We start from the raw sequence: 26,682 nt of genomic DNA, 5'->3' as shown, positions 1-26,682 counted from the left end.
CTAAAAGGATGGCAATTCTGAAATATAATTAAAGAATGATACCGATATTGCAGAATGGAGCGATTAGCGATATTCTGAAATATATTAATTCTGATACTAATTTATTTATTGCAGAATGGCAAGACTAAAAGGATGGCAATTCTGAAATATAATTAAAGAATGATACCGATATTGCAGAATGGAGCGATTAGCGATATTCTGAAATATATTAATTCTGATACAAACTTGTTTATTGCAGAGTGGCAAGACTAACAAATTCCTACTTTCGTATGAATTTGTTACTTCTCTAAACGATCTCTTTCTTTACGGGATTTAGTACGCTCGTTTGTTTCTAAAATCGTGTTTCCAAATTTATAACTAAAGCCAAGTTTTATATACCTATTGTCTTGGTTGGAGTATCTGGAATTATTTTGATCTAGATATTTAGCGTTTACAGTAAAATCCTGGAGGTTAAACAAATCTGCTGCCGATAAAGATATAGTAGCTTTTTTCTTTAAAATCGTTTTTTTAATTGCTAAGTCGGTTGCAAGTCTACCATCTACTGTTTGAAAACCTTGTTGGTTTTTACCTACATATACAAATGTTAAGTTAGCGGTTAGACTTTTATCTTTTAATAAAGAAAAATCATTACTTAGAACAGAATAATTAGACCAAGAGTCTGTTTTTAAACGCTCGCCATTTAATGTTGCTAAATCTTGAATATTATAAAAGGAGGTTACAAAGTAAAGAAACCAATTTTTGGTAACATTAAAATAAGTAGTAAAATCAAAACCATACTCTACGGTATTACTTAAGTTTATTGGGGTGTAAATGATTTGATTTTCTATATTATCTTGAATAGGTAACTCTAAAAAACTAGCGTCCATATATTTATAATACGCTTCAAAAGTATACATGTCATTTATGGTTGTACCAAGCTTAATATAATCTACAAATGCTGGTTGTAAATTTGGGTTTCCAGTGACTATAGTATTATCGTTTAAATAATACGCAAAAGGGTTTAAATTTTGATAACTTGGTCTGTCTACACTGCGTTTATAATTAACAGTAGCACTTACTTTATCTGTAATTTGATATTGTAAATTAAAAACAGGAAATCCTTTTAAATAGTCTTGTTTGTTTTCTTCGTTTGTAATTGGAGATTCTCCTTTAATAGCTGTTTCTTCTATTCGGAAACCAGCAGATAAGCTCCATTTTTTCCACTTTTTATCATACCCAATATAAGCAGCAAGAATATCTTCGTTATAATTAAAAGCATCCGAATTATCGGTATTCAACGTTTGATTATTTCCCACTACATCAAACTGTGTGATGTCACTTTCAGCTGTAATAAAGGAGGTCTTAATTCCTAAAGAAAAAGAAGAAGTTTCATTTATTGTTGCACTATAATCTAATTGCGAAGTGTAAATATCTGTACCTTGATTTGCCTTTGTATTAAATGCGTTCGTTGTATTTGGTGTGTCTTGATAAAAATAATCACTAAAAACATCTTGTTTCCTGTTGTAGTTATAAACCGTATAATGCGTATTTAAAGATAGTTTTGCTTCGTTTTTAAAGGTATGCACATAATCTAAATCGAACCCTAAATTGTGTTTTCTATCTCTAGATAAGTTATCAGATTTAAAGCTAGTAAGTGGGTTGCTAGCGTTCTCACTAATTTCTGTATTACTTTTAATTTTATATTTATAATATGGCAGAAATAATAAATTGGAAGCAAAACTTAAGGTGTTATAATCATCAAAAAAATAATCTAAGTTTAGATTAAAATTATGTGTTTTAGACCAGGAGTTTCTATCAATATCCGTAGTCCATTTTTCAGAAACAGCATCGTTTTCTAAAAAATTAATCACCTCATCACTCTCTCTATTTATTTTGCTTTGTGTAAAACTATAGTTGGCAAATACATTAAATTTTTCGGTTTTATAAAAATTAGTTGTTCCTACATTACTCCTTGGAAAAACTCCTTGAGTATAATTTGTAAAAACAGAACCTCTATATCCTGTTATTAAATTTTTATCCATTACAATATTTAAAACAGCACCACTGGAAGCATCGTATTTTGCAGGAGGATTGGTGATAACCTCAATCGATTTTATATTATTAGCAGGAGAACCTTCTAATAGTTGTGCTAATTCCTCTCCAGAAAGGTGTACTTTTTTATCATTTATATACACCGTTGGTGCGCCACTTTTTATTTGAATATTATTGTCAATTACTAAAACACCAGGCGTACTTCGTAAAACTTCCATCATATTACCTTCACTTAATGCTGTATTTGCAACATTAAAAACTAAACGATCCACCTCTTTTTTAACGGTTGGTTTTTTTACAACAATGCTAACTTCTTCTATACTTTGCTTAGATTCGTTAAGTATTACATAAGGTAAGGTTATGTTTTTATCTACTTGAATTTCTTTGGAATAATCGTGAAAACCAACAAAAGAAATTTTTAAAATGTAACTGTTTGGTTGAATTTTATTTAGATAAAAGTCTCCTAGATCATTACTACTTGTTCCAGATACAATGGTAGAGTCTTGTTTACTTAGAAGAACAATATTAGCAAAAGAAATAGCATTTTTATTAGCGTCAAAAACTTTTCCGTTTAGGGAAAAATCTTGGCAAAGCATTCCTAAAGGAATAAATACAAATAATAATAAAAGCTTCTTTTTGATTTTCAAAATTTTAATAATATTAACTCGCAATATACCAATACTTTTACATTTTATTTTACGGTTTACCCATAAATAAATTAGTCTTTTTCCTACAAAATAAAAGTATGAAAAAGCATAATAAATGCGTTATATTTGCCAAATCTCTAAAGAGAAGAGAAAAGGATTATGAAGCACATTAGAAATTTTTGCATTATTGCACATATTGATCACGGAAAAAGTACCCTTGCCGATCGTTTACTCGATGCAACAGGTTCGGTAACTGCGCGCGAACAACAAGCACAACTTTTAGATAGTATGGATTTAGAGCGCGAACGTGGTATTACCATCAAGTCGCACGCCATACAAATGGAATATACTTACGAAGGACAAGAATACGTCTTGAACCTTATTGATACTCCTGGTCACGTAGATTTCTCTTATGAGGTTTCTCGATCTATTGCTGCCTGTGAAGGCGCTTTACTTATTGTAGATGCTGCTCAAAGTATACAAGCACAAACCATTTCGAATCTATATTTAGCCCTTGAGAATGATTTAGAAATTATTCCCGTATTAAATAAAGTTGATTTACCAAGTGCAAATCCTGAGGAAGTAACCGATGATATTGTAGACCTTTTAGGTTGTGATCCAGAAGAAGTTATTCACGCAAGTGGAAAAACTGGTTTTGGTGTCGAAAATATTTTAAAAGCAATTATAGAGCGTATTCCTGCTCCAAAAGGAGATCCGGATGCACCTTTACAAGCCTTAATTTTTGATTCTGTTTACAATACTTTTAGAGGTATTGAAACCTATTTTAGAGTTTTTAATGGGGAAATTAAAAAAGGACAAAAGATAAATTTGTCGCTACAGATAAAGAATATAATGCCGATGAAGTTGGTACCTTAAAGCTAACACAAGTTGCAAAACAAAGTGTAAAAACAGGGGATGTAGGATACCTAATTACAGGTATCAAAACGGCAAAAGAAGTAAAAGTTGGAGATACAATTACCGATTTTGCGAATCCGACAACCAATATTGTTGCAGGTTTTGAAGATGTAAAACCAATGGTATTTGCAGGAATATATCCGGTAGACACCGAAGACTACGAAGAGCTTAGAAACTCTATGGAAAAGCTCCAATTAAATGATGCTTCTTTAGTTTTTGCTCCAGAAAGTTCTGCCGCTTTAGGTTTTGGTTTTCGTTGTGGTTTCTTAGGAATGCTTCACATGGAAATTATTCAAGAACGTTTAGAACGTGAGTTTGATATGACGGTTATTACAACGGTTCCCAATGTATCTTATAACGCATTTACAAACAAACATCCAGACACACCATTTATAGTAAATAATCCATCAGATTTACCAGATCCTTCTACCGTAAATCGTGTGGAAGAACCATTTATTAAAGCTACGATAATTACAAAATCGGACTTTGTAGGTAACGTAATGTCGCTTTGTATTGAAAAGCGTGGTATGATTATTAATCAAACGTATTTAACGTCTGTTCGTGTAGAATTAACGTTTGAAATGCCTTTAGCAGAAATTGTTTTCGATTTTTACGATCGTTTAAAAACAGTATCTAAAGGATATGCTTCTTTTGATTACCATCCAATAGGAATGAAGGTATCTAAATTAGTACGTTTAGATGTATTATTAAATGGGCAACCAGTAGATGCGCTTTCTGCTTTAATACATGCTGATAATGCACATAATATTGGTAAAAAAATGTGTGAGAAGTTGAAAGAACTTATTCCGCGTCAACAGTTTGATATTCCAATTCAAGCAGCTATTGGAGCAAAAATTATTGCAAGAGAAACTGTAAAAGCATTACGTAAAGATGTAACTGCAAAATGTTATGGTGGAGATATTTCACGTAACGTAAACTTTTAGAGAAACAAAAGAAAGGTAAAAAACGTATGCGTCAAGTTGGTAATGTAGAAATACCACAGGAAGCATTTATGGCTGTTTTAAAGCTGAATGACTAAAATAGAACATCACTTTTATATATTAAAAAATCCCTTTTTAAAAAGGGATTTTTTTTGTCCTATTGGGAACAGTTAAATACCGTAACAAGTGGTTGTGATTATTCTGTATTTTGATAGATCCCTGCCTCCGCAGGAATTTAGTAACAAACGTTTAAATTAGCTTCGTGTTTAAGAAACGCCAATCTTTTCCGGAATTAATGCAACATTTTCCACATCAAAAGGTTTTCCTAAATACACCAATTGGCAATTTTCGCCAATATCTTCTATCTCTGTATTATAAGAAGATATAATATGCAATTCGCCATCATCATCTTTAAAGAATAAAGGAATGATATTTTTGTTACTATTTGTAATTTCTATTAAACTTTTATAGTGCTCTTTATTTTCAATATCGATTTCTTGAATAGAAGGAAAGTTCTTGGCAACGGTAACTAAATTGCTATAATCGTCTGTATGACTAAATAAGCCTTCTTTAGGGTTGTTATTTCCATCATTCATTTCCTCTTGCGTAACTAACCTAAACGAACCATTTTCTCCAAATTCTTTGCTGAATTTATCGATAGCATATTTGTTAATTTCTGTGTTTCCTGTTAATGCCATTAAGTATCCAACATCATTCAGTTCTATATTATCCATTAAAGAATCGGAATAAATATTAGTACTTATCGCTTCTAAACCGAGTTCTTTTGCTTTATTAATATTGTTTTGATTACTATCAATTAACACCACATGTCTTCCGTGAGATTCTAAATAATGACCTAATAATCTAGAAACTCTAGCAGCACCAACAATTAAAATTCCGTCGGATTTAGTTAAAAACACACCAACTAGTTTTGCAAACAAACGTGCTGTTGTTGCGTTTAGTAAAACGGTTCCGAGTACAATCATAAAAACCAAAGGCGTAATATATTCTGCTCCAGGAACTCCTTCTTTTGCTAGTTTTAATCCGAATAAAGACGCAATACCAGCAGCTACAATTCCGCGAGGTCCAACCCAACTAATAAAAAGTTTTTCATTCGTTTTTAACGTAGAACCTCTCGTACTTAAAAATACACCAATAGGTCTTATAATGAATACCACAACAGCAAATAGCACGGCAGTATTCCAATTATAAATTAAATATAAATCGGTCATATTAATATTTGCAGCTAGTAATATGAAAAGAATAGAAATTAGCAAAACGCTTAAAGACTCTTTAAAATAAAGAAGTTCTTTTAAGTATGGCGAATTAGAGTTTCCTAGAACCATTCCCATTACCACCACGGCTAATAAACCAGATTCATGCGCAAAAGTATCTGCTAAGACAAAAACGCCTAAAACAGCCGCTAATGCAAATACATTTAACAGGTAATGTGGTACCCATTTTTTATTGATGATAAAATTTAATGCGTGTGCAAGGTAAATCCGAAGGTAAATCCGAAAAGAACAATCTTCCCAAATTCGATAAATGCAGTCTTGGTAAATTCTCCTCCACCTTCTACGGTAATAAACTCAAAAACTAATACGGCAACCAAAGCGCCAATAGGATCGATAAGAATTCCCTCCCATTTTAAAACTGCGGAAACATCTTTTTTTAATGGTATGTTTCTTAAAATTGGTGTAATTACGGTTGGTCCAGTAACTATTATTAAACCGGAAAATAAGAAAGCCATTTCCCAACTTAGATAAAAAATATAATGTGCTGCAACTGCTGCGCCAAAGAAAGTAACCAAAGATCCTATGGTTATTAATTTTGTAATAACCGGTCCTACGTTTTTAATTTCGTTGGTTTTAAGGGTAAGGCCTCCTTCAAAAAGGATAATACTAATCGCTAAAGACACAAAGTAAAACAGGCTTTCTCCAGGAAATAAGCCTTCTTCTCCATTCCAAATAGGTTCAATCCATTTGGTGCCATCTTCAGATAAAAATTCTGCAGCAATTGGTCCTACCAATAAACCTATAAGTATTAAAGGCAAAATGGCTGGAATTTTAAATTTCCAAGCAACCCATTGTGCTAATATCCCTAAAATAATGATTCCTGCTAATTCTAACATTTAGTTGTTTTTGTGTGTGAAAATACTAAATAATTATAATTATAAAGGACATCTATTGGTAATATGACTTCAGAGTTTTAAAAAAATACTATCTTTCAAATCTTAATGGATAAAATAGCCTTGTTATTAAAACCTTTTCATACTATAGGAATTGGTGTCACCTTTTCTCCAAATTTAAAAGCGAATGTTTTTGAAGCATCTCGTTTAGCCTTACTGTTTCAAAGTAAGTTAACACTTATTCATGTTGGGGAAGAGTCTTCAGAAAAAACGGAAAAATTTAAAAGCCTATTAGCTCCTTTTATTTCTCAGTCTTTAGAATATGATATTGTTTTTAAAACAGGAGATCCAGTAGATGTTATTCTTTCTGTTTCTTTAGAAAAAAAGGTAGATCTATTAATTCTAGGCGCTTTAAAACAAGAGAATTTTTTAAAATACTACGTAGGATCTATTGCTCGAAAAATAACACGTCAGGCAAAATGTTCTGTTTTATTACTTATCAAACCTTCTGTAGAAAGGTTGCCTTGCAGTCACGTAGTGGTAAATGGTTTAAAAGATCCTAAAACAGAAAAAACAATTGCCTCTGCCTTTTATGTTGCAAATGCTTTAGGTTCTGAAAAGATTACTATAGTAGAAGAAATTACGCAAGACAAAATAACCACTAAGGTAGATGATGATAAATCTTTAAGAAAAGCGAATATTGTAAAAGAGCGTTTAAAACTTCGTGAAACCGCTAGAGTAAATAACATTATTAAAAATATACCAGAAGACCATACCAAAGACATTGTTATAAAATCGCAACCCATTTTTGGAACTAAAGGATATTCTATTGGTCATTATGCACAAATTGCTAGAGCCGATTTATTGATTATGAATGCGCCAAGTAAAATGACTTTTTGGGATCGTTTATTTCCGCATGATATAGAACATATTTTAACCGAATTACCAACTGACGTACTCATCATTCAATGATAAAAAAAGAAAAGAAAATAGTGTCTTTTTTTAAAACATTGCCAAAAAATATTTTTTCTGGTTTTGTAGTAAGCCTTATTGCTTTACCATTAGGTTTAGGTTTAGCAATGGCTAGTGATGCGCCTCCAATTTCTGGTATTATTGCTGCTGTTGTAGGTGGTTTACTGGTTTCTATATTGGGAGGATCTAATGTAACTATTACCGGTCCTGGAAATGGTTTGGTTGGTGTGCTTTTAGTCGCTATTACTACCTTAGGTTTAGAAAGTGCTTATGCTGCTATTATATGCTCTGGAGTACTTTTGCTGGTTCTAGGATTTTTGCGTTTGGGTAAATTGGCCGATTTCTTTCCTTCTTCTGCAATTCAAGGGATGCTAGCTGCTATCGGACTTATTATTCTTGGGAAGCAATTTCACATTATGCTTGCGCATAAAATTAAACGTGCAGATACCATCGATTACTTATTAGAAATACCGGTTACCATAAATGATGCTATTCACTATGATAAATCAGGGCTTATTTTTGCAGCTTTAGCAGGTGTTATAAGTTTTATTATTATGGCTTTTTACGGAAAAATAAGAAATAAGTATTTTCAGCTAATTCCTGCGCCAATGTGGATTGTTATTCTATCTATTGGTTTTAGTTATTATTTTGAATTGGTTGCCCATGAGGCAAACCCAATAGCCAAAGAATACATGATTTCTGGTATTCCAAATTTTCAAGAAATCATTTCACAAATACCAACCGTTAATTTTAGTAAAATTGGAAGTTTTCCGTTTTGGTCTAGTGTTTTAGCATTAACCCTTATTTCTAGTATCGAATCCCTTTTAAGTATTAAAGCGGTAGATAAATTAGATCCAGAAAAAAGACGTTCTAATGTAAATAGAGACTTAAAAGCCTTAGGATTAGCAACTATTGGTTCTGGTTTTCTTGGTGGTTTAAATGTGGTTACTGTAATTGCAAGAAGTTCGGTAAACGTTAATAACGGAGGAACAAATCGTTCGTCCAACTTTTTTCATGCCACTTTTTTGGTGATATTCATTCTCCTTTTTAGTACCCAATTAACCAGAATACCACTTCCTGCTTTAATGGCTATTTTGGTATATACCGGTTATAAATTAGCTTCGCCAGAAAACATTAAAAAAATATTTTCTATTGGTAGAGAGCAACTAATCATCTTTTTTGTAACGCTTATTTTAACACTAAAAGTTGGCTTGATAACGGGAATTCTTTCTGGTGTTTTAGTTACTTTTTTGATACATATCTTTATCAATAAAAGTTTTTCTCTATTCGCAAGAAACGTATTAAAACCAAATGTTTTAATGTATAAAGAGGAAGATAGCGCAGGTAATTACTACGTAAGTGTCAAGCATTTTTGCAGCTTCTTAAATTACTACCGATTAAAAGAAAAACTAAACGCTGTTCCAGAAAACCAAGATGTTATTGTAGATTTTTCACTTTGTGATTTTGTAGATCATACCGTTATGGAAAATTTGAATAACTATCAAGAACTCTTTTCTAAAAGAGGTGGTCATTTTGAAGTTGTAGGTTTAGATCTTCACGATACCGATTCTAAACACCCATTTGCATTACGACGTTTACTTCCTGTGCCAAACGTTATTAAAAATAGCTTAACAAAAAGACAAACGAGTATTGAAGTTTTAGCCGAAGATTATGGACTACGCTACGTGTCTAAAAAAGAAAAAAACGTTTCCTTTTTAGATCGTTTTTTGTTTTTTAAAACCAAGCATGTCAATCATATTAATAACCAGCTTTGTTCCGAAAACAAAGAACTAACCATGTTTGATATCGAATTTTCTGAAGGAGAATTGATAGCAAAAGAAGTGGTTCGTTCGACGATGCTTTATATACAATTAGATACTAACATTCCAGAGTTTACTTTAGACAGAGAAGGTTTTCTTGAAAAAGTATATGCTTTTGCTGGTTTTAAAGATATTCCTATTCAAAATCACGAAGACTTTTCAAAACGCTTTTATTTGCTTGGCGAAGATGAACAAGCAATAAAATACTTTTTTAATGATAACGTAACTCATTTTTTTGAAAGTAACCCGTATTATCACGTAGAATCTAACGGGAAAGCATTGTTAGTTTTCAGTAAAGAAAGACATGCAAGTATTAAAGAAATCAAAGCGCTTTACGATTTTGGTAAACGTTTAAAACAAGTTATTTCTTAATAAATTCTTAACGTTTTATAAATTACGATTCCTATTTAGTAATTTGCATACTTATGGAAACATCCATAACTAAAATTGGATATCCTAGAATAATGTTTAAATGGATGCTACATGTTACCATTACAAAACAATAAACATAAACACATGAAACTATATCCTATAAATGCCGGGAATTTTAAGCTGGATGGTGGCGCCATGTTTGGTGTTGTTCCAAAATCTTTATGGACCAGAACCAATCCTGCTGATGCCAACAACATGATTGATATTGCAGCGCGCTGCTTATTAATTGAAGACGGAAATCGCCTAATCCTCATTGATACAGGAATGGGGAACAAGCAAAGCGAAAAATTCTTTGGATACTACCATCTTTGGGGAGACGACTCTATTGACAAATCCCTAAAAGCACATGGTTTTCATCGTGATGATATTACAGATGTTTTTATGACGCATTTACACTTTGACCATTGTGGTGGAAGTGTACAATGGAATAAAGACAAAACGGGTTACGAACCTGCTTTTAAAAACGCACATTATTGGAGCAATAAAGACCATTGGCAATGGGCAACCAAGCCTAATAAACGTGAAGTAGCTTCCTTTTTAAAAGAAAACATACTTCCTATGGAAGAAAGTGGTCAGTTAAAATTTACCGGACTTCCTCAAAAAGAAATTCTGAAAAATTCTGCTTTAGGTTTTGATATCTTTTTCGCAAATGGGCATACCGACAAACAAATGATTCCTATGATTCAGTATAAAGGAAAAACCATTTGCTTTATGGCAGATTTATTGCCAACGGTTGGTCATTTACCAATTCCTTTTGTAATGGGCTATGACACAAGACCTTTATTAACTTTAGACGAAAAAGAAAATTTCCTCAATTTAGCGGCAGATAATAATTATTACCTATTTTTGGAACACGATGCAAACAACGAAATTATTACAGTAAAACACACGGAAAAAGGAGTCAGACTAGACGGCCTTTTTACTTGTAATGATATATTTTAAAAACTAAAACTTAATTATGAAACTTATTAAACCTTTTGTACTAGTAGGAAGCTTAGCGCTTGTTTTAACTAGTTGTGGTGGTGGAGCCGAAATTTTATCTACACCATTAGAAAACATTGATTCTATTGCTTTAAAAGAAGCAGATTTAACCGAAACCGAAAAACATAATTGGGGACATTTAGATCTTGTAAAAGATACTATTCCTGGAATGAGTGTAGATAAAGCTTACGCTGAAATTATTAAAGGAAAAAAAGGAAAGAAAATTATTGTAGCTGTTATTGATTCTGGTATTGATATCAACCATGAAGATTTAAATGGTGTAATATGGACCAATAAAAAAGAGGTTGCTGGAAACGGAATTGATGATGACAAAAACGGTTATGTAGATGATATCCATGGTTGGAATTTTCTTGGAGATGCTTACGATGAGCAATTAGAAATGACAAGAATTGTAGCAAACGGAAACACAAATGCACCTCGTTTTGCAGAAGCTAAAGCAGGTTTAGATGAGAATATTGCACAAATGGGTCCTACAAAAACGCGTTATGAGCAAATTTATGCTTCTTTAGTAGATGCAGATAATGCTTTCACTGCACATTTTAAAACAGCAGATTACACTAGCGAACAAGTTTCAAAATTAGAAACTACAGACGAAAAGCTAACACAATACAAAGGTGTTGCAGCGCAAATGGTAGGTTTTGGTTTACCTAGTATACAAGAAGCTAAAAAAGAATTAAAAGGAGCTTTAGATGGTTTAACAGGAAGATTAAACACAAACTATAACGTAGACTTTAAAGGAAGAACAACTGGCGATAATCCAGACGATTTTAACGATAAGCCTGGTTATGGAAATGCAAATGTATTACCAATAGCAGATGATGAAATTCATGGAACACACGTTACCGGAATTATTGCTGCTGTTCGTGATAATGGTTTAGGAGCTAATGGAGTTGCTAATAATGTAGAAATTATGAGTATTCGTGCAGTACCTAATGGTGATGAGTATGATAAAGATGTAGCAAAAGCGATTAGATATGCTGTAGATAATGGCGCAAAAGTTATTAATGGTAGTTTTGGTAAAAGTTTTTCTCCACATAGTGACTGGGTTAGAGAAGCTATAAAATATGCTAGTGATAACAATGTTGTTTTTGTACACGCTGCAGGAAACGATAGTAAAAATGTAGATACAGAAGCGAACTTTCCAGATGATAACGTAAACTATGTAGAGATTAGTAATAGCTACATTCGTGTTGGTTCATTAGCATCTAAATATGGTACTTCTATGGTTTCTGGTTTTTCTAACTACGGACAGAAAAACGTAGATGTTTTTGCTCCAGGATCTCAAATCTATTCTACATTCCCAAATAACGAATATAAAGCGATTAGCGGAACGTCTATGGCTTCTCCAGCTGTTGCTGGTGTTGCTGCTTTAGTTTGGTCTCAATATCCAAAATTAACTGCTGCACAAGTAAAACAAGTTATTATGGATTCTGGTTTACCAATCCATCAAAAAGTTGTTGTTGGTGGTGACGCTAATGATGTAAGAGATTTTGGTACTTTATCCAAATCGGGGAAAATGGTAAATGTTTATAATGCCTTAATAATGGCACAGCAATTATCTAAATAATACTAACAAACAAAAAGGCATCAAAAGTATTTGATGCCTTTTTTATTTAATAATTTTTTACAGATGAAAAAGTTTTTTCTTGTCGCTTTAGGTATCACCCTTGTTTCTTGTGGTTCCACAAAGAGTGTCTCTACTACACCACAAACACCTTCTACTCCAACAACTTCTATTACAAAATCTACTTATTGGCAACAACATGTAGATTATAAAATGGATATTGATATGGATGTAAACAACTTTCAATACCAAGGGAAACAAAATTTAGTATACACTAATAATTCTCCAGATGTATTAACAAGAGTATATTATCATTTATTCTTTAATGCATTTCAACCAGGAAGTGAAATGGATGTACGTTCTCGTACCATTACAGATCCAGATGGTCGTGTAGGAGACCGAATTAGTAAATTAAGTCCAGACGAAATTGGTTACATCAAAGTGTCTTCCTTAAAACAAAACGGAACCGCTTTAAGCTATGAAACCGTTGGTACTGTTTTAGAAGTAGATTTAGCAAAACCGATTCAACCAGGAGAAAAAGTAACTTTCGATATGGTTTTTAATGCGCAAGTACCTGCTCAAATTCGTCGTTCTGGAAGAAATAATAAAGAAGGAGTGGCATTATCTATGACGCAATGGTATCCTAAACTTGCAGAATATGATTTTGAAGGTTGGCATGCAGATCCTTACATTGGAAGAGAATTTCACGGTGTTTGGGGAGATTTTAATGTAAACCTTACTATCGATAAAAATTATGTAGTTGGAGGAACAGGTTACTTACAAGGAAATCCTGAAGTAAAAGGAAACAAAAAAACACTTCGTTTTAAAGCGCCTAATGTGCATGATTTTACTTGGGCTGCAGATCCAGATTATATTCATGATACGATGCAAGTTCCTAATGGACCAATGCTAAATTTCTATTACAAAAAAGATTTACCAGCAGAAAACCTTCAGTTTTGGAAAGACTTACAGCCAAAAACAGTGGAAATGATGCAGTATTTTTCAGAAAACATAGGGAAGTATCCTTATGAGCAATATTCTGTTATTCAAGGTGGAGATGGCGGAATGGAGTATGCTATGTGTACGCTTATTACAGGAAAACGTAGCTTTGGGAGTCTTGTTGGTGTTACAGCGCACGAATTAGCACATACTTGGTTTCAGTTTTTATTAGCAACAAACGAGTCTAAACACGAGTGGATGGACGAAGGTTTTACAAGCTATATAAGCGATCATGCTATGAATACTATTATGAATAGCAATAAAGAAAACCCTTCTTCTGGAGCATATAGAAGCTATATTGGTTTAGCATTGTCTGGTAAAGAACAACCGCAAAGCACACATGCCGATCGTTACAATTATAATAGAGCCTATGGAGCATCTGCTTATAGTAAAGGAGAAGTTTTTATGGCACAATTAGGGTACGTTATTGGTGAAGAAAATCTAAAGAAAACTATTAAAAAATACTTTAATGATTTTGCGTTTAAACACCCAAGACCAATAGATATTATTCGTTCTGCAGAAAAAGTTTCAGGATTAGAATTAGATTGGTATTTAATGGATTGGACGCAAACAACAAACACAATTGATTACGCTGTAAATACTATTGAAGGAAACAAAGTAACCTTAGAAAGAATTGGTTTAATGCCAATGCCTTTAGATGTTACGGTAACTTATGTAGATGGTACTACAGAAGAAATTTACATTCCGTTACAAATGATGCGTGGTGAAAAACCAACAACTGCTACTATTAAAGCAGATTGGGCTTGGGCATATCCAACCTATACTTTTGAAGGTTCTAAAGCTATTAGTAGCGTACAAATAGATGCTAAAGAAATGATGGCGGATATTAATAAAGAAAACAATAAGAAATAAAGCATACCTTTAATTCTTTTTAAAAAACCACTGGATAAATTATCTAGTGGTTTTTTTTATTGCGTGTATTTCTTCTTTTTAGTTTTAATCGAAAATGAGATGCATTCATTTTATTACCTTTGACCCATAAAATAGAATACTTGAAATTTACCTATAACAAATCCGAAAAACTGAAAAGCGAAAAGCTTATCACCAAACTTTTTACAGAAGGAGAATCGGTTTCGGCATATCCGTTACGTCTTGTATATTTAGAAACTACGCATACGGAAGCTGTTCCTCTTAAAACAGGTGTTTCGGTACCAAAACGTAATTTTAAAAAGGCCGTAGATAGAATTAGAATCAAACGTGTGATGCGTGAGGCCTACCGACTTAATAAATACATGGTTTTTAACAACATATCTACACAATTTGCGTTTATGATTTTGTATGTTGGCAAAGAAAAACCTTCCTATAGTGAATTAGAAAAGGCAACAAAAAAGATGTTCAACAAGTTTTTAATTAAAATCGCTGAAAATAAATAACAGCGAAAATAAAATTTTTAACTACCCTTTTGCCATTGCATTTTATAAACAAACCATTAAATGTGGTGTAACTATTTTTTTCGGAACAAAAATAAGCAACGCTATTAAATCCCGATTTAATGGTATATCTTTATTTTTTCTAGGCATATTAGACATGTGGCCTTTTATACTTATCTTAGTTTTCTCTATTTTTTTCTATCAAAAATAGCTTACTAAGAAAAACAAAAATAATGCAGATGAAAACAAGACTTACTAAGAGAATACTAATTCCAATATTTGCAGCAACGATACTTTTTACAGGGTCTGCCTTTAAAAATGACTTTTTTGAAATCGCTAAACAAATTGAAATTTTCACCACCTTGTTTAAAGAAATCAACATGAATTATGTGGATGAAACCAATCCTGGAGATTTAATGGATACAGCCATAAAAAGCATGCTTACTAGTTTAGACCCTTACACCCGTTTTTATAACGAGCAAGATGTAGAAGCAGAACGCATTAAACGTACTGGAGATTATACAGGAATTGGTGCTAACGTAAGAACTTTAAAAGATAAATTAATCCTTATAGAACCGTATAAAGATTATCCTGCAGACAAAGCTGGTTTAAAAGCTGGAGATGAAATAATTAAAATTAACAACGTATCTATTAGTGACTATAAAGAGGAAGCAGGAAACTTATTAAAAGGCGCTGCAAATTCTTCGGTATCTGTTACCTATGTTCGCCAAGGAATAGAAAATACAGCGTCTATTATGCGCTCTGAAATAGAAATCAATGCTGTGCCTCACTTTTCTATGATAGATGCTAAAACAGGCTATATTGTTTTAAGTAAGTTTAATACCAAAACAACCACACAAACCGCTTTCGCTTTAAAAGATTTAAAAACACAAGGAGCAGAACGCATCATTTTAGATTTAAGAAACAATCCAGGAGGATTACTTCGTGAAGCGATAAGTATTGTAAACCTTTTTGTTCCTAAAGGGCAATTGGTAGTTACCACAAAATCGAAAGTAAAAAAATACAATAAAACTTATTACACTAAAAATGATCCTTTAGATACCGAAATCCCATTAGTGGTTTTAATTAACGGTTCTAGTGCCTCTGCAAGTGAGATTGTTTCTGGTTCTTTACAAGATTTAGATAGAGCTGTAATTGTAGGTTCTAGAAGTTTTGGTAAAGGTTTGGTACAAAGACCAAAAAGCCTAACCTATGGTACACAATTAAAAGTTACTATTTCTAGATATTATACGCCTTCTGGACGTTGTATACAAGCATTAGATTATTGGAATCGCGATGACAAAGGAAACGCGGTACGTGTAAAGCAAGAAAATTATCATGCCTTTAAAACTAAAAATGGAAGAAAGGTTTTTGATGGAGGTGGCGTTTTTCCGGATGAAGATTTAGCAATCACTAAAAATTCACCAATTACCAAAGCAATTAATAGTAATTTTTTAATTTTTGATTACGCTACAGATTACTATTACAAAAATAACATAGAAGATATAAATAATTTTAAGCTAACAGATTCGGATTTTAAAGGCTTTAAAAACTTTTTAAGTTCTAATAATTTCACTTTTGAAACCAATACTGAAAAATCATTATCCAAGGTTTTAATTGAAGCGGAAAAAGAAGAATTAGATGGTGCTATTCAAAAAGATTACAATACGTTGTTAGCAAATTTAAATACTTCTAAAAGTAAAGCAATAGATCAAAATAAAGATCAAATTCTTGGGTTGTTAACCGATGAAATTGTAAAACGTCACGCATACCGAGAAGGTTTGTATGAGTACTATAAAACACATAATATAGAAATTAAAAAAGCTACTGAAATTTTAGCAAACCCTTCTAAATACGCGAGTTATTTAAAATAAAACTAAAAACCTGTATATTTAAGCCTATTTTTTTCTGAAAACGTTCAGAAACTTTAAACTATGATAAAAAAAACAATTCCATATCTCTTCCTTTTAATAAGTTCTTTTAGTGTTTTAGCACAAGAAAAATTGACACATGAAGTTTATTTTGAAACCGATGATTACCACGTTTTATCTACCGAAGAAAACAGGTTATTATTATTTATTTCTGGTTTAGATGGTATTGATATTGAAAAGATTTCCATCTATGGTTTTTGTGATGATAGAGGAAGTGAACACTACAATTTAGCATTATCACAAAATAGAGCAAACGCTATTAAAACTGTTTTTTCTAATAATGAAATAGACGAGTCTCTAATTAGTAATGTAGATGGAAAAGGAGAGGTTTTATTAAGAATAATAAAAGAAGACCAAGTAGATAAAATAAGAGGTTTAAACCGAAAAGTAGAAATTATTGCTACTAAAAAAGTTCCAAAACCAAAGAAGAAATTGTAGTAAATAAACCTAAAGACACCATACCAAGACCTAAAAACCAAAAGACTACGCAAGATATATCAGATGGTAATGTAAAAGAAGGAGACAAAATTAGATTAGAGAATATATACTTTAAAACAGGTTATGCTACACTAGCTAAAGACTCTAAAAACACACTAGAAGACATTGCTAATATTTTATTAAAAGAAGATAATATTTACTTCTCTATTGAAGGCCATGTTTGTTGTACACAAAACTCTAGAGATGCAGTAAATAGAAAGACAAACCAGCGTAATTTATCTTTAGCTAGAGCAAAGTTTATTTATGACTATTTAATAAAAAAAGGCGTGAGTAAAAGACGCATGCGTTTTATTGGTATGCGAAGAAAATTTCCGCTTGGTGGAGATCCTAAATTTGACAGACGTGTTGAGATTTTAATTACACATGTTGCCAAAAAACGCTAGATTTTTAACATTCCAATATGTGGTATACCATCTTCTAGGTACTCTGCTCCTATTTCTTTAAACCCTAAGTTATTATAGAATTTCTTTAAATAACATTGGGCTGAAATCTTAATAATGCTTTCGTTATACTGTTCTTTTACAGCCTTAATAGATGCTTCCATTATAGCATAACCATATTTATGTTGCCTTTGGTTTGCAGCAACTACTACTCTACCAATGCTTGCTTCTTCAAAATAAAATCCTGGTTTAAAAATACGTGTGTATGCTACTACTTTTTCATCTTTAAAACCTATAACATGTAGCGCTTTCTGGTCTTTTCCGTCCAAGTCTTGATACACACAATCTTGTTCTACAACAAAAACTTCCGATCGTAATTGTAGAATTTCGTATAGCTCTTGTGTGGTTAATTCTTTAAAGGTTTTAGTTACTATATTAAGCATATTTTTAAATGGTTATCATGAAATTCCTTAAAAAAAAGAATGGATTAATCTTGTACTATTACTTCTTTAGGATCTTCTTTATTAAACTCTGGTTGAATGGTTACATGGTTTATATTAAATTTATCGTGTAACACGTTTTCAATATCTAAAAGCAAAGCATTAAATGCAGTGGTTGTAATATCTTCTGTTAGGTCTAAATGTGCTTCTAAATGAAGCTCATCATCGCTTAAATTCCAGATATGTACATGGTGTATTTTATTCACTTTTGGTAGTTTATTAACAGCACGTACTACTTCTTTAATATTAATATCGTCTGGTGTAAAGAGCATTAACATTCTGGTGGATGTTTTTAATAAATCGTAACCAACCCAAATTAAATACAAAGCAATCAATAATGTTAATAAGCTATCTACCCAAAACATTTGGTAGTATTTCATTAATAAACCTCCTATTAATACAGCTACACTTGCTAACATATCTGTAAATAAATGCAGATATGCAGAGCGCATATTTATATTGTTTTTGGAATCTTTTTTAAGTAGTAAAACACTAAAACCATTACCTATAATTGCTATAATAGATAACCATATTACTAGGTTTGACTCTATTTCTTGCGGATTATTAAAACGTTTAACCGCTTCTATAATTAATAAAACCGCCACAATAACTAAAGTAGAAGCGTTAATAAAAGCAGCAAGAATTTCGGCACGTTTATAACCAAAAGTTCTATTTATAGATGCTTTTCTTTTAGATAATTTGGCAGCTATATAACTTACTATTAAAGAGATAACATCACTAAAATTGTGTAATGCATCACTTAATAAAGATAGACTTCCAGAAATTATTCCTCCTATAACTTGTGCTACCGTAATTATTATATTTAAAAATATAGTAATTAACAGCTTTTGCCCTTTTAGATCTTTTGTATCCTGAGCATGGTTATGTGCGTGTGCATTACCCATTTTAACAATTCACAGGAATTTTATCTACTCTGTTTTGGTGTCGTCCACCTTCAAATTTAGTTTCTAAAAAAGTATCTACCATCTCAATAGCTTGTTGTAAAGCGGTGTATCGAGCAGGAATACTTAATATATTTGCATCATTATGTTGTCTTGCAAGTGCAGTAATTTCTTTAGTCCAACATAATGCAGAACGAATACCTTGATGTTTATTTGCTGTCATGTTTGCACCATTACCGCTTCCGCAAATAATAATCCCAAAATCTGCTTTTTTGTTTTCTACATCATTAGCTACAGGATGTACAAAATCTGGATAATCTACACTGTCATTACTATCTGTTCCATAGTTATTAACAGTAAATCCTTTTGCTTCTAAATGCTTTAGTATAGCAAATTTATAATCTGTTCCTGCGTGATCGTTTCCTATAGAAATTTTCATTTTTTTTAGTATTAAAGTGGATTGTTTTTAACACCATAAAGGTACTAAATAAAAAAAGCCTTGTTCTAAAATAAAACAAGACTTTTCTAAATTTTTTATCATTACTAAGTTTACTTTTTTAGTAGCTTTTTTATACTTTTTCCTTGGTCTGTATTTATTAAAGCAAAATAATATCCAGAACTTAAATTGGATAGATCTATAGTAGTTTCCGTAGTTGTTAACATCTGCTTTCCTTGTAGGTTTACAATAGTTATATTTTCTAGTATTTGATGGCTTTGTAAACCAACATACAAGTTATCAACAACAGGATTCGGATAAATTCTATAGTACTTATTTGGTTTTCGTTAGTACTTAAAGTATTACAATCGTTACTAAATACAATAGAAGAATTAGAAGTATTAGTCCAATTAGAATTAGAATAATTTTCATCATCTACAGTAATACAGCTTAAATTGGAGTTATGAACACCGAAATTAGTAAAATTGGTATTATTACCGTTTTTTAAATTTAAACTACCTATGGTACAAAAACCTAATGTAACTTCGTGTAAATTTAGATTATTAGAAAGGTCTAATTCTGAAATAGTAACCTCATCTAAATGGAAAGTTTCTAAATCTACAACACCCGTCAAATCTAAACTTTGTAAGTGTAAGGAACTTTCGTAAGTAGTTATACCTGTAAAATTATTACAATTAGTTAAGTTAATATTTGTTATATCACGAACCCTCCAAAAATCTAAAGTTTCAAAATTAATACAGTTTGATAAATTTAAATCTTCCAAAGAACAATCAAAACAACCAAAATTTACAATAGACGGATTGTTACTTAAATCTAAACTACGCATGCCTGTTTCGTTAATATTAATACTTCTTAAAGAAGTACAACCAGTAACATTTAAAGTACTTAAATAAGATTCATCAGCTCTAATGTATGTTAGAGAGGTAACTCCATGAACATCTAAATGGCGTAAAGTAGATTTATACATATCAATAGTTTCCAGCGAAGTACACGTGCTTAAATCTAATATATTAAGTCCTGTTATTTTTATATCTAGATTTACTAATCCCGTACAACCATTTACATTTAAGGTTTCTAAAGTATAAGTAAAAGCAAGAATTAGTTCTCGTAAATTTATTAAACCACTTACATCTAGGTTTATTATACTTGCATTTCTTGCTTCTAAAGAAGTTAATGCAATAAAATCTTGAATACCTGTTAAATCAGAGATGTTACTATTAGAAATATTCAAGCTATTAACCATTGCAAGATCACTTGTTAATACCTGTCCATCTAAAGTACCTTCGGAATCCGTCGAATTATAAATTAAAACTTGTTCAAAATCGGGGTCTGGAATAGCTGTGTATTGCGCATGTAGTTGATACATACATATAATACTTAATAAGAGTGTGTACATTTTTTTCATGAGTTAATAGTTTAAATTGGACATCATTTATTTTTCCGCTTTAAGCGGAAACTATTAACCATTGTAATAAAATAGGGAGAGAAATATAAATGTATAAAAAATAATTAATATATATAGTTATAATACTGAAAAACAGATAAATAAAAAAAAAAAAAAGCCTTGTTATAAAATGAAACAAGACTTTTTTAAATTTAAATGTAGTTGGTTGATTTACATTTTTAGTATCTTTTTTATGCTTTTTCCTTGATTGGTATGTATTAAAGCAAAATAATAACCAGAACTTAAATTGGATAGATCTATAGTAGTTTCCGCAGTAGTTACTATTTTCTTTCCTTGTAGGTTTACTATAGTAAGGTCTTGTAATATTTGATGATTTTGCAAACCTATATTAAGGTTATTAACAACCAGATTTGGATAAACACTAATGGTACTTAATTGATTTTCAGCAACATTTAAAGTAGAACAATCATTACTAAAAATATAATTAGAATTAATGTTAATATCCCAGTTTGCTGTAGAATATACTTCGTCATCTACGCTAATACAGCTTAAATTTGAAGCATACACATAAAAATTAAGATTAGTGTTATTTCCATTTCTAAGATCTAGACTACTTACAGAAGAATTATAAATAGATAAAGAAGTTAAATTTGGACAATTAGAAAGGTCTACATTTGTAATTGAAGAACCTCCTAATTCAATACTTTCTAAAGCAGAAAGACTATTAAAATCTAAACTTGTAAATTGATAGCTTAGTGACTCTAAAAAAGTAATATTCTTCATTCCTGTACAATTCGTTAGATCTAAAGTACTTAAGCTACGACATTGATTCACAAATAACCACTCTAAATTACTACAATTAGATAGGTTTAAATTTTGAATACCAGAATCATAAAAACTTAAATTAGTTATCGATAGATTATTACTTAAATCTAAATTAGAAATAGAAGTTTCATCAATATTAATACTACTTAACGAAGTACAACCTGTAACATTTAATGTTTGCAAATAAGATTCATTAGCTCTTATATTTGTTAAGTAAGTTAAACCTTGAACATCTAGATGTGGTAAAAAACTTTTATACATATCTATAGTAGCTAACGAAGAACACGTACTTAAATCTAAACTATTTAGACCTGTTATTTTAATATCTAGATCTACCAAACCTGTACAACCAGTAAGGTTTAAGGACTGTAAAGTATAATTGAACGCTAGATTAAGTTCTTGTAAATTTGTTAAATTACTTACATCCAAACTTGTTAAACTTACATTGCTTGCTATTAACTGTGTTAATCCTATAAAATCTTGAATTCCAGTTAAATTTGTAATATTAGTTCCAGAAACATCTAAGCTATTAACAATTGCTATATCGTTTGTTAATACTTGTCCGTCAAGCGTTCCTTCGCTATCTATAGTTTGATCTATTAAAAATTGTTCAAAAACAGGGTCTGGAATAGCTGTATATTGCGCATGTATTTGATACATACATATAATACTTAATAAAAGTGTGTAATTTTTTTTCATGAGTTAATAGTTTAAATTAGACGTAATTTATTTTCAGCTTTTGAAACTGAAACTATTAACAGATATTATAAAAATTGGGAGAGAATAGTAAATATACAAAAAATATTTTAAACTACTGATATATTGATAGTTAAGTTTTAATTGTTAATAAAACAGAGCTTAGAAATAGAGTCTTAATAACTTTCAAAATAATAAGGATAACTTGTTAATATCTTCTTATTGTTTTTTAAAACTTTAATTAGGAATATCCGGTTAATTTTCCAATCAAAAACCCAGAGGAGACTACCAAAAAAGTTAGCGTTTTTTTACAGAGAAGTTTTCAGACTAAAAAGGGAACATACCAACACTAAAAATTATAATACTTATTAAAAAATGGATGTCAATTAGAGTTATTAACAACTGTTAATAGCGAAACTAAATCCTTTTAAAATGAAGCCTTTAATAAACTAACAACTTGTTAATAGAGTCAATTACTAAAGCAATCAAACTAAAACTTAAAAAAGTTATACCGTTATTAACAAGCTATAATAACCATTATTATTTTTTTAAATTTTTAAAAGAAAAAGATGAATATGTATATATATGTTTATAACTACTTTTTTTCCTTTTAAAACACATTTATCCTTTTTCTCTTTTATAAAATATACTTTCCTTTTTTACGAATTAATAGTAGCTTAATATGCATTTAATATTAAAATTGTAACTTTGTCAAAATAATTAGCGAAATTTCTCCACTTAAAACGCTAGATAATAACAGAATTTCACATAACTTAGAAATTCAATAGATTACAATTAAATTAAATGACAAAAAAGAAACACAGGAAACCTTCAAATAATAAGATTTCCAACCTTACAGATACCATTCTTAGTATTTTAAAAAAAGATAGAAACCAGGCTTTTAACTACAAACAAATTGCATCAAAAATTGGTGTTAATGATGCTAGTAGTAGAAACCAGATTATAAAAAAATTAGCAAAACTCAAAGCAGATGGCGACATCGAAGAAACAGACCGTGGTAAATTTAAAGCCATAGTCAATACAGAATACCATACAGGTGTTTTTGATGCTGCGCAACGTGGTAACGGTTACGTTATTTGCGATGATTTTGAAGACGATATTTACATAGCTTCTAATAATGTTAATAAAGCATTAAACGGAGATCAAGTAGAACTTTATGTGTACAAACGTAGAAAACGTGGTAAACTAGAAGGTGAAATTACTAATATTATAAAACGTGCAAAAACGGATTATGTTGGTATTATTCAAATTCATACTAAAAAGAATTTTGCTTTTGTAGTAGTCGATGGTAACAAAATGAAAACAGACATTTTTGTACCAATCAATAAAACGATGAATGCCGAAGATGGTGACAAAGTATTAGTCACTATGGAAGATTGGCCAGATAGAGCAGATTCTCCTAACGGAAAAGTCATTAAAGTTCTTGGTAAAGCTGGTGAGCATAATACCGAAATCCATGCAATTCTAGCAGATTATGGCTTGCCTTACGAGTTTCCAAAAGAAGTAGAAGACTATGCAAACAATATAGATTTACAAATTAAGCCAGAAGAAATTGCCAAACGTCGAGATATGCGTAAAGATTTAACCTTTACCATTGATCCAAAAGATGCAAAAGATTTTGATGATGCCTTATCGTTTACCGTTTTAGAAAATGGGAATTACGAAATAGGAATTCATATTGCAGATGTTTCGCATTATTTACAAGAAGGAACCGTTTTAGACGATGAAGCTTATGAACGTGCAACCTCTGTATATTTAGTAGATAGAGTAGTACCAATGCTGCCAGAAGTATTAAGTAATGGCGCATGTTCTCTTAGACCACATGAAGAAAAATATACCTTTTCTGCAGTATTTGAAATAAATAATAAAGCCGAAATTAAAAACGAATGGTTCGGAAGAACGGTTACCTATTCTGATGCGCGTTTTGCTTATGAAGAAGCACAAGCTATTATTGAAAGCAAAACAAATGTAATTCCAGCGGAAGTTTCATTAACTGGAAAGGAATATAAAACAGACCAAGCCATTGCAGACGCTGTTTTAAAAATGGACGAACTTGCAAAAATCATGCGCGGACAACGTATGCGATCTGGAGCAATTAGTTTTGATAAAGTAGAAGTGAAATTCGAATTAGATCAAGATGCAAATCCAATTGGCGTATTCTTTAAAACCTCTAAAGATGCGAATAAACTAATTGAAGAATTCATGTTATTAGCAAACCGAAAGGTTTCGGAGTTTGTTGGAAAACAAAAACCTGAAAAAACTTTTGTGTATCGTGTGCATGATGAGCCAAATGAAGAGAAATTAATGGCCTTACAAGGCATTGTATCTAAATTCGGACATAAGCTTAACTTCAATAGTAAAGAAGGTATAGCATCTTCTTTAAATAAGTTATTAAGCGATGTACAAGGTAAAAAAGAACAAAATCTGGTAGATACTTTAGCAATTCGTACCATGTCTAAGGCAGAGTATACTACCAGAATATTGGACATTACGGTTTAGCGTTCGACTATTACAGTCACTTTACATCACCAATTCGTAGGTATCCAGATGTCATGGCACATCGTTTATTACAACGCTATTTAGATGGTGAAAAATCTGCTAATGCAGAGGTTTATGAAGAACGTTGTAAACATTCTAGTAATATGGAATATTTAGCTACAAAAGCCGAAAGAGATTCTATTAAATACATGCAAATTCGTTTTATGCAAGATCATTTAGACGAACCATTTAAAGGAGTTATTTCTGGGGTTACCGATTGGGGAATCTATGTAGAAATTATTGATAATAAATGTGAAGGTATGATTAGAACTCGTGATATTAAAGGCGATTACTATGAATTTGATCAAGAACAATTTGCACTAGTTGGTCGCGATACAAAAACCATGTACCAACTTGGTGATGAGATTATTGTGAAGGTAAAACAAGCAGATTTAATAAAACGTCACTTAGATTTCGAATTAATTGGAAAAGCGGAAGCATAAAATGAATACCAAAATAGTTTAACTAATGCTATTCTTGTTTTTTACGAGAATAGCATTTTTTATTTTTAACAAGTAACATTTTACCTAATCCAACCACTAATAAAAAGTATTTTCCTTTCGAAATGTTCGAAGTAAGAGAATGCTATTCAGCACAAATTATTAACCATACTAAAAACAGAAACCATGATTTTAACCACAACAAACACTATTGAAGGACATAAAATTCACGACTATTTAGGGGTCATCACAGGAGTAGCCATCAATAGAAAACAAACCGGAATGTCTTTTAGCATGAAAAAGTATTATGATTCTTTAGAACTAAATATTAATGATGTAAAAGAAGAAGCATTTCAAAAACTAAGACAAAATGCCATTGCAGTAAAAGCAAATGCTGTTGTAGGTATCACCGTAGACGTAGAAACTTTTGCAACTTCAGGAATTCTTATGGTTTCTATAACAGGAACAGCTGTTAAAGTTGCCTAAAAATCAATTTATTACATTCTTAATTTTATAAATTTGTTCTATAATTTTATAAAACATATTATGAAAAATTTACTATACGTACTATTTGCATGTATTACTATAACAAGCTTTGCACAAGAATCTCAAGAAAATGTTATTGGTGCTTTCAGTGAAATAAAAGTCTATGATCGAATAGAAGTAGCACTTATTAAAGCAGATGAAAACAAAGTAGTAGTTTCTGGAAAAAACACCAAAGATGTTGTTATTGTTCATAAAGGCGACATTCTTAAAATTAGAATGACATTACAAAAAGCATTTAATGGCGAGGATACCACAGTACAAGTTTATTATACCACATTAGATGTTATAGATGCAAATGAAGGCACTTTTATAGGTTCTAATGATGAAATAGAACAGTTTGACCTAAAGGTTAAGGCACAAGAAGGAGGAAGCGTTAGCTTAAACGTAAAAGGACTTAATTATTTAGATATTAAAGCCGTTTCTGGAGCAAGTATTAAAATAACAGGAACAGCTGTAAATCAAACTATAGATATTAACACCGGAGGATCTTATAAAGGAAAAGATTTAGTTGCAGAAAACACAACTGTTACCATAAAAGCAGCAGGAACAGCGTACACAAATACTATTAAAAAAGTAGAAGCTAAAGTGAGAGCAGGAGGTAGTGTTTACATTTATGGAAACCCAGAAACCGTAGATGAAAATACTATTTTAGGAGGAAAAATTATTATTAAAGAATAATACTAGCATTTTTCTTAAATTTG

17 protein-coding genes and 4 pseudogenes are annotated in these 26,682 nt (G+C 31.2%); 13 read left to right on the top strand and 8 right to left on the bottom strand.

All coding sequences use genetic code 11. From position 1 onward, the window contains the following. Positions 1-278: 278 nt before the first annotated feature. Positions 279-2,678: an outer membrane beta-barrel family protein gene (locus AMD28_RS11000; protein WP_055444161.1), complete on the bottom strand. Its 2,400-nt coding sequence runs from the start codon at positions 2,676-2,678 to the stop codon at positions 279-281. A 159-nt stretch (positions 2,679-2,837) separates the two neighbouring features. Here AMD28_RS11000 and lepA point away from each other — a divergent pair. Beyond that, positions 2,838-4,632, top strand: a pseudogene (lepA, locus tag AMD28_RS10995) (translation elongation factor 4). Between the two features lie 168 nt (positions 4,633-4,800). Here the strand turns inward: lepA and AMD28_RS10990 are convergent. Beyond that, positions 4,801-6,665 (bottom strand): annotated as a pseudogene (locus AMD28_RS10990) (cation:proton antiporter). 105 nt (positions 6,666-6,770) lie between these two features. Between AMD28_RS10990 and AMD28_RS10985 the strand changes: the two are divergent. From AMD28_RS10985 to AMD28_RS19090, 9 genes and pseudogenes are all read left to right on the top strand, one after another. Further along, the gene (locus tag AMD28_RS10985) at positions 6,771-7,634 is read left to right on the top strand and encodes a universal stress protein (protein ID WP_055444160.1); all 864 of its coding nucleotides are present in this window, start codon (positions 6,771-6,773) and stop codon (positions 7,632-7,634) included. Next, positions 7,631-9,826, top strand: coding sequence for a SulP family inorganic anion transporter (locus AMD28_RS10980; RefSeq protein ID WP_055444159.1), 2,196 nt, complete (start codon positions 7,631-7,633; stop codon positions 9,824-9,826). Before AMD28_RS10985 ends, AMD28_RS10980 begins: the two co-directional genes overlap by 4 nt. A gap of 144 nt (positions 9,827-9,970) precedes the next feature. Further along, positions 9,971-10,828 (top strand): MBL fold metallo-hydrolase, encoded by an 858-nt coding sequence (locus AMD28_RS10975; protein WP_055444369.1) that lies wholly within the window; start codon positions 9,971-9,973, stop codon positions 10,826-10,828. A gap of 16 nt (positions 10,829-10,844) precedes the next feature. After that, a complete protein-coding gene (locus tag AMD28_RS10970; protein ID WP_055444158.1) occupies positions 10,845-12,455 on the top strand; it encodes a S8 family peptidase in 1,611 nt (536 codons plus the stop codon). Positions 12,456-12,518: 63 nt separating this feature from the next. Next, entirely contained in the window at positions 12,519-14,324 is a 1,806-nt protein-coding gene (locus AMD28_RS10965) for a M1 family metallopeptidase (protein WP_055444157.1), read from the top strand. A 140-nt stretch (positions 14,325-14,464) separates the two neighbouring features. Beyond that, complete coding sequence (locus AMD28_RS10960; RefSeq protein WP_055444156.1) at positions 14,465-14,845, top strand: ribonuclease P protein component; 381 nt, start codon at positions 14,465-14,467, stop codon at positions 14,843-14,845. A 236-nt stretch (positions 14,846-15,081) separates the two neighbouring features. Then, positions 15,082-16,716 (top strand): S41 family peptidase, encoded by a 1,635-nt coding sequence (locus AMD28_RS10955; RefSeq protein ID WP_055444368.1) that lies wholly within the window; start codon positions 15,082-15,084, stop codon positions 16,714-16,716. Between the two features lie 60 nt (positions 16,717-16,776). Next, on the top strand, positions 16,777-17,211 hold the full coding sequence (locus AMD28_RS18900; RefSeq protein WP_241492485.1) for an OmpA family protein: 435 nt from the start codon (positions 16,777-16,779) through the stop codon (positions 17,209-17,211). After that, positions 17,205-17,510 (top strand): annotated as a pseudogene (locus AMD28_RS19090) (OmpA family protein); the annotation flags it as partial. The gene AMD28_RS18900 and the pseudogene AMD28_RS19090, both read left to right, overlap by 7 nt. 140 nt (positions 17,511-17,650) lie before the next feature. Here AMD28_RS19090 and AMD28_RS10945 read toward each other — a convergent pair. The 6 genes from AMD28_RS10945 to AMD28_RS10920 all read right to left on the bottom strand — a co-directional run bounded on the left by AMD28_RS10945 (position 17,651) and on the right by AMD28_RS10920 (position 22,439). Continuing rightward, the gene (locus AMD28_RS10945) at positions 17,651-18,094 is read right to left on the bottom strand and encodes a GNAT family N-acetyltransferase (RefSeq protein WP_055444155.1); all 444 of its coding nucleotides are present in this window, start codon (positions 18,092-18,094) and stop codon (positions 17,651-17,653) included. A 44-nt stretch (positions 18,095-18,138) separates the two neighbouring features. Further along, positions 18,139-19,056, bottom strand: coding sequence for a cation diffusion facilitator family transporter (locus AMD28_RS10940; RefSeq protein ID WP_055444154.1), 918 nt, complete (start codon positions 19,054-19,056; stop codon positions 18,139-18,141). Position 19,057: 1 nt separating this feature from the next. Beyond that, positions 19,058-19,492: a ribose 5-phosphate isomerase B gene (gene rpiB / locus AMD28_RS10935; RefSeq protein ID WP_055444153.1), complete on the bottom strand. Its 435-nt coding sequence runs from the start codon at positions 19,490-19,492 to the stop codon at positions 19,058-19,060. Between the two features lie 110 nt (positions 19,493-19,602). Further along, the gene (locus AMD28_RS19170) at positions 19,603-19,785 is read right to left on the bottom strand and encodes a T9SS type A sorting domain-containing protein (protein ID WP_055444152.1); all 183 of its coding nucleotides are present in this window, start codon (positions 19,783-19,785) and stop codon (positions 19,603-19,605) included. After that, on the bottom strand, positions 19,752-20,915 hold the full coding sequence (locus tag AMD28_RS10925; RefSeq protein WP_152975587.1) for a hypothetical protein: 1,164 nt from the start codon (positions 20,913-20,915) through the stop codon (positions 19,752-19,754). The genes AMD28_RS19170 and AMD28_RS10925 overlap by 34 nt, the downstream gene beginning before the upstream one ends. A 210-nt stretch (positions 20,916-21,125) precedes the next feature. Further along, on the bottom strand, positions 21,126-22,439 hold the full coding sequence (locus tag AMD28_RS10920; protein ID WP_083478284.1) for a T9SS type A sorting domain-containing protein: 1,314 nt from the start codon (positions 22,437-22,439) through the stop codon (positions 21,126-21,128). A gap of 801 nt (positions 22,440-23,240) precedes the next feature. Between AMD28_RS10920 and rnr the strand changes: the two are divergent. From rnr to AMD28_RS10905, 3 genes and pseudogenes are all read left to right on the top strand, one after another. Further along, positions 23,241-25,438 (top strand): annotated as a pseudogene (gene rnr / locus AMD28_RS10915) (ribonuclease R). 183 nt (positions 25,439-25,621) lie between these two features. Beyond that, on the top strand, positions 25,622-25,921 hold the full coding sequence (locus AMD28_RS10910) for a YbjQ family protein (RefSeq protein ID WP_055444149.1): 300 nt from the start codon (positions 25,622-25,624) through the stop codon (positions 25,919-25,921). A gap of 60 nt (positions 25,922-25,981) precedes the next feature. Beyond that, entirely contained in the window at positions 25,982-26,659 is a 678-nt protein-coding gene (locus AMD28_RS10905; protein ID WP_055444148.1) for a head GIN domain-containing protein, read from the top strand. Positions 26,660-26,682 lie beyond the last annotated feature (23 nt).

The organism is Lacinutrix himadriensis (genome assembly GCF_001418105.1).
Lineage (GTDB): Bacteria > Bacteroidota > Bacteroidia > Flavobacteriales > Flavobacteriaceae > Oceanihabitans > Oceanihabitans himadriense.
This window is presented reverse-complemented; position numbering and strand designations above follow the sequence as displayed.

Coding starts and splice junctions, on each gene's coding strand:
- AMD28_RS10925 (WP_152975587.1), bottom strand. CDS start 20,915: ATGAAAAAAATGTACACACTCTTATTAAGTATTATATGTATGTATCAA.
- AMD28_RS10970 (WP_055444158.1), top strand. CDS start 10,845: ATGAAACTTATTAAACCTTTTGTACTAGTAGGAAGCTTAGCGCTTGTT.
- AMD28_RS10955 (WP_055444368.1), top strand. CDS start 15,082: ATGAAAACAAGACTTACTAAGAGAATACTAATTCCAATATTTGCAGCA.
- AMD28_RS10905 (WP_055444148.1), top strand. CDS start 25,982: ATGAAAAATTTACTATACGTACTATTTGCATGTATTACTATAACAAGC.
- AMD28_RS10920 (WP_083478284.1), bottom strand. CDS start 22,439: ATGAAAAAAAATTACACACTTTTATTAAGTATTATATGTATGTATCAA.
- AMD28_RS10985 (WP_055444160.1), top strand. CDS start 6,771: ATGGATAAAATAGCCTTGTTATTAAAACCTTTTCATACTATAGGAATT.
- AMD28_RS18900 (WP_241492485.1), top strand. CDS start 16,777: ATGATAAAAAAAACAATTCCATATCTCTTCCTTTTAATAAGTTCTTTT.
- AMD28_RS10945 (WP_055444155.1), bottom strand. CDS start 18,094: ATGCTTAATATAGTAACTAAAACCTTTAAAGAATTAACCACACAAGAG.
- AMD28_RS10965 (WP_055444157.1), top strand. CDS start 12,519: ATGAAAAAGTTTTTTCTTGTCGCTTTAGGTATCACCCTTGTTTCTTGT.
- AMD28_RS10975 (WP_055444369.1), top strand. CDS start 9,971: ATGAAACTATATCCTATAAATGCCGGGAATTTTAAGCTGGATGGTGGC.
- AMD28_RS10910 (WP_055444149.1), top strand. CDS start 25,622: ATGATTTTAACCACAACAAACACTATTGAAGGACATAAAATTCACGAC.
- AMD28_RS10980 (WP_055444159.1), top strand. CDS start 7,631: ATGATAAAAAAAGAAAAGAAAATAGTGTCTTTTTTTAAAACATTGCCA.
- AMD28_RS10940 (WP_055444154.1), bottom strand. CDS start 19,056: ATGGGTAATGCACACGCACATAACCATGCTCAGGATACAAAAGATCTA.
- rpiB (WP_055444153.1), bottom strand. CDS start 19,492: ATGAAAATTTCTATAGGAAACGATCACGCAGGAACAGATTATAAATTT.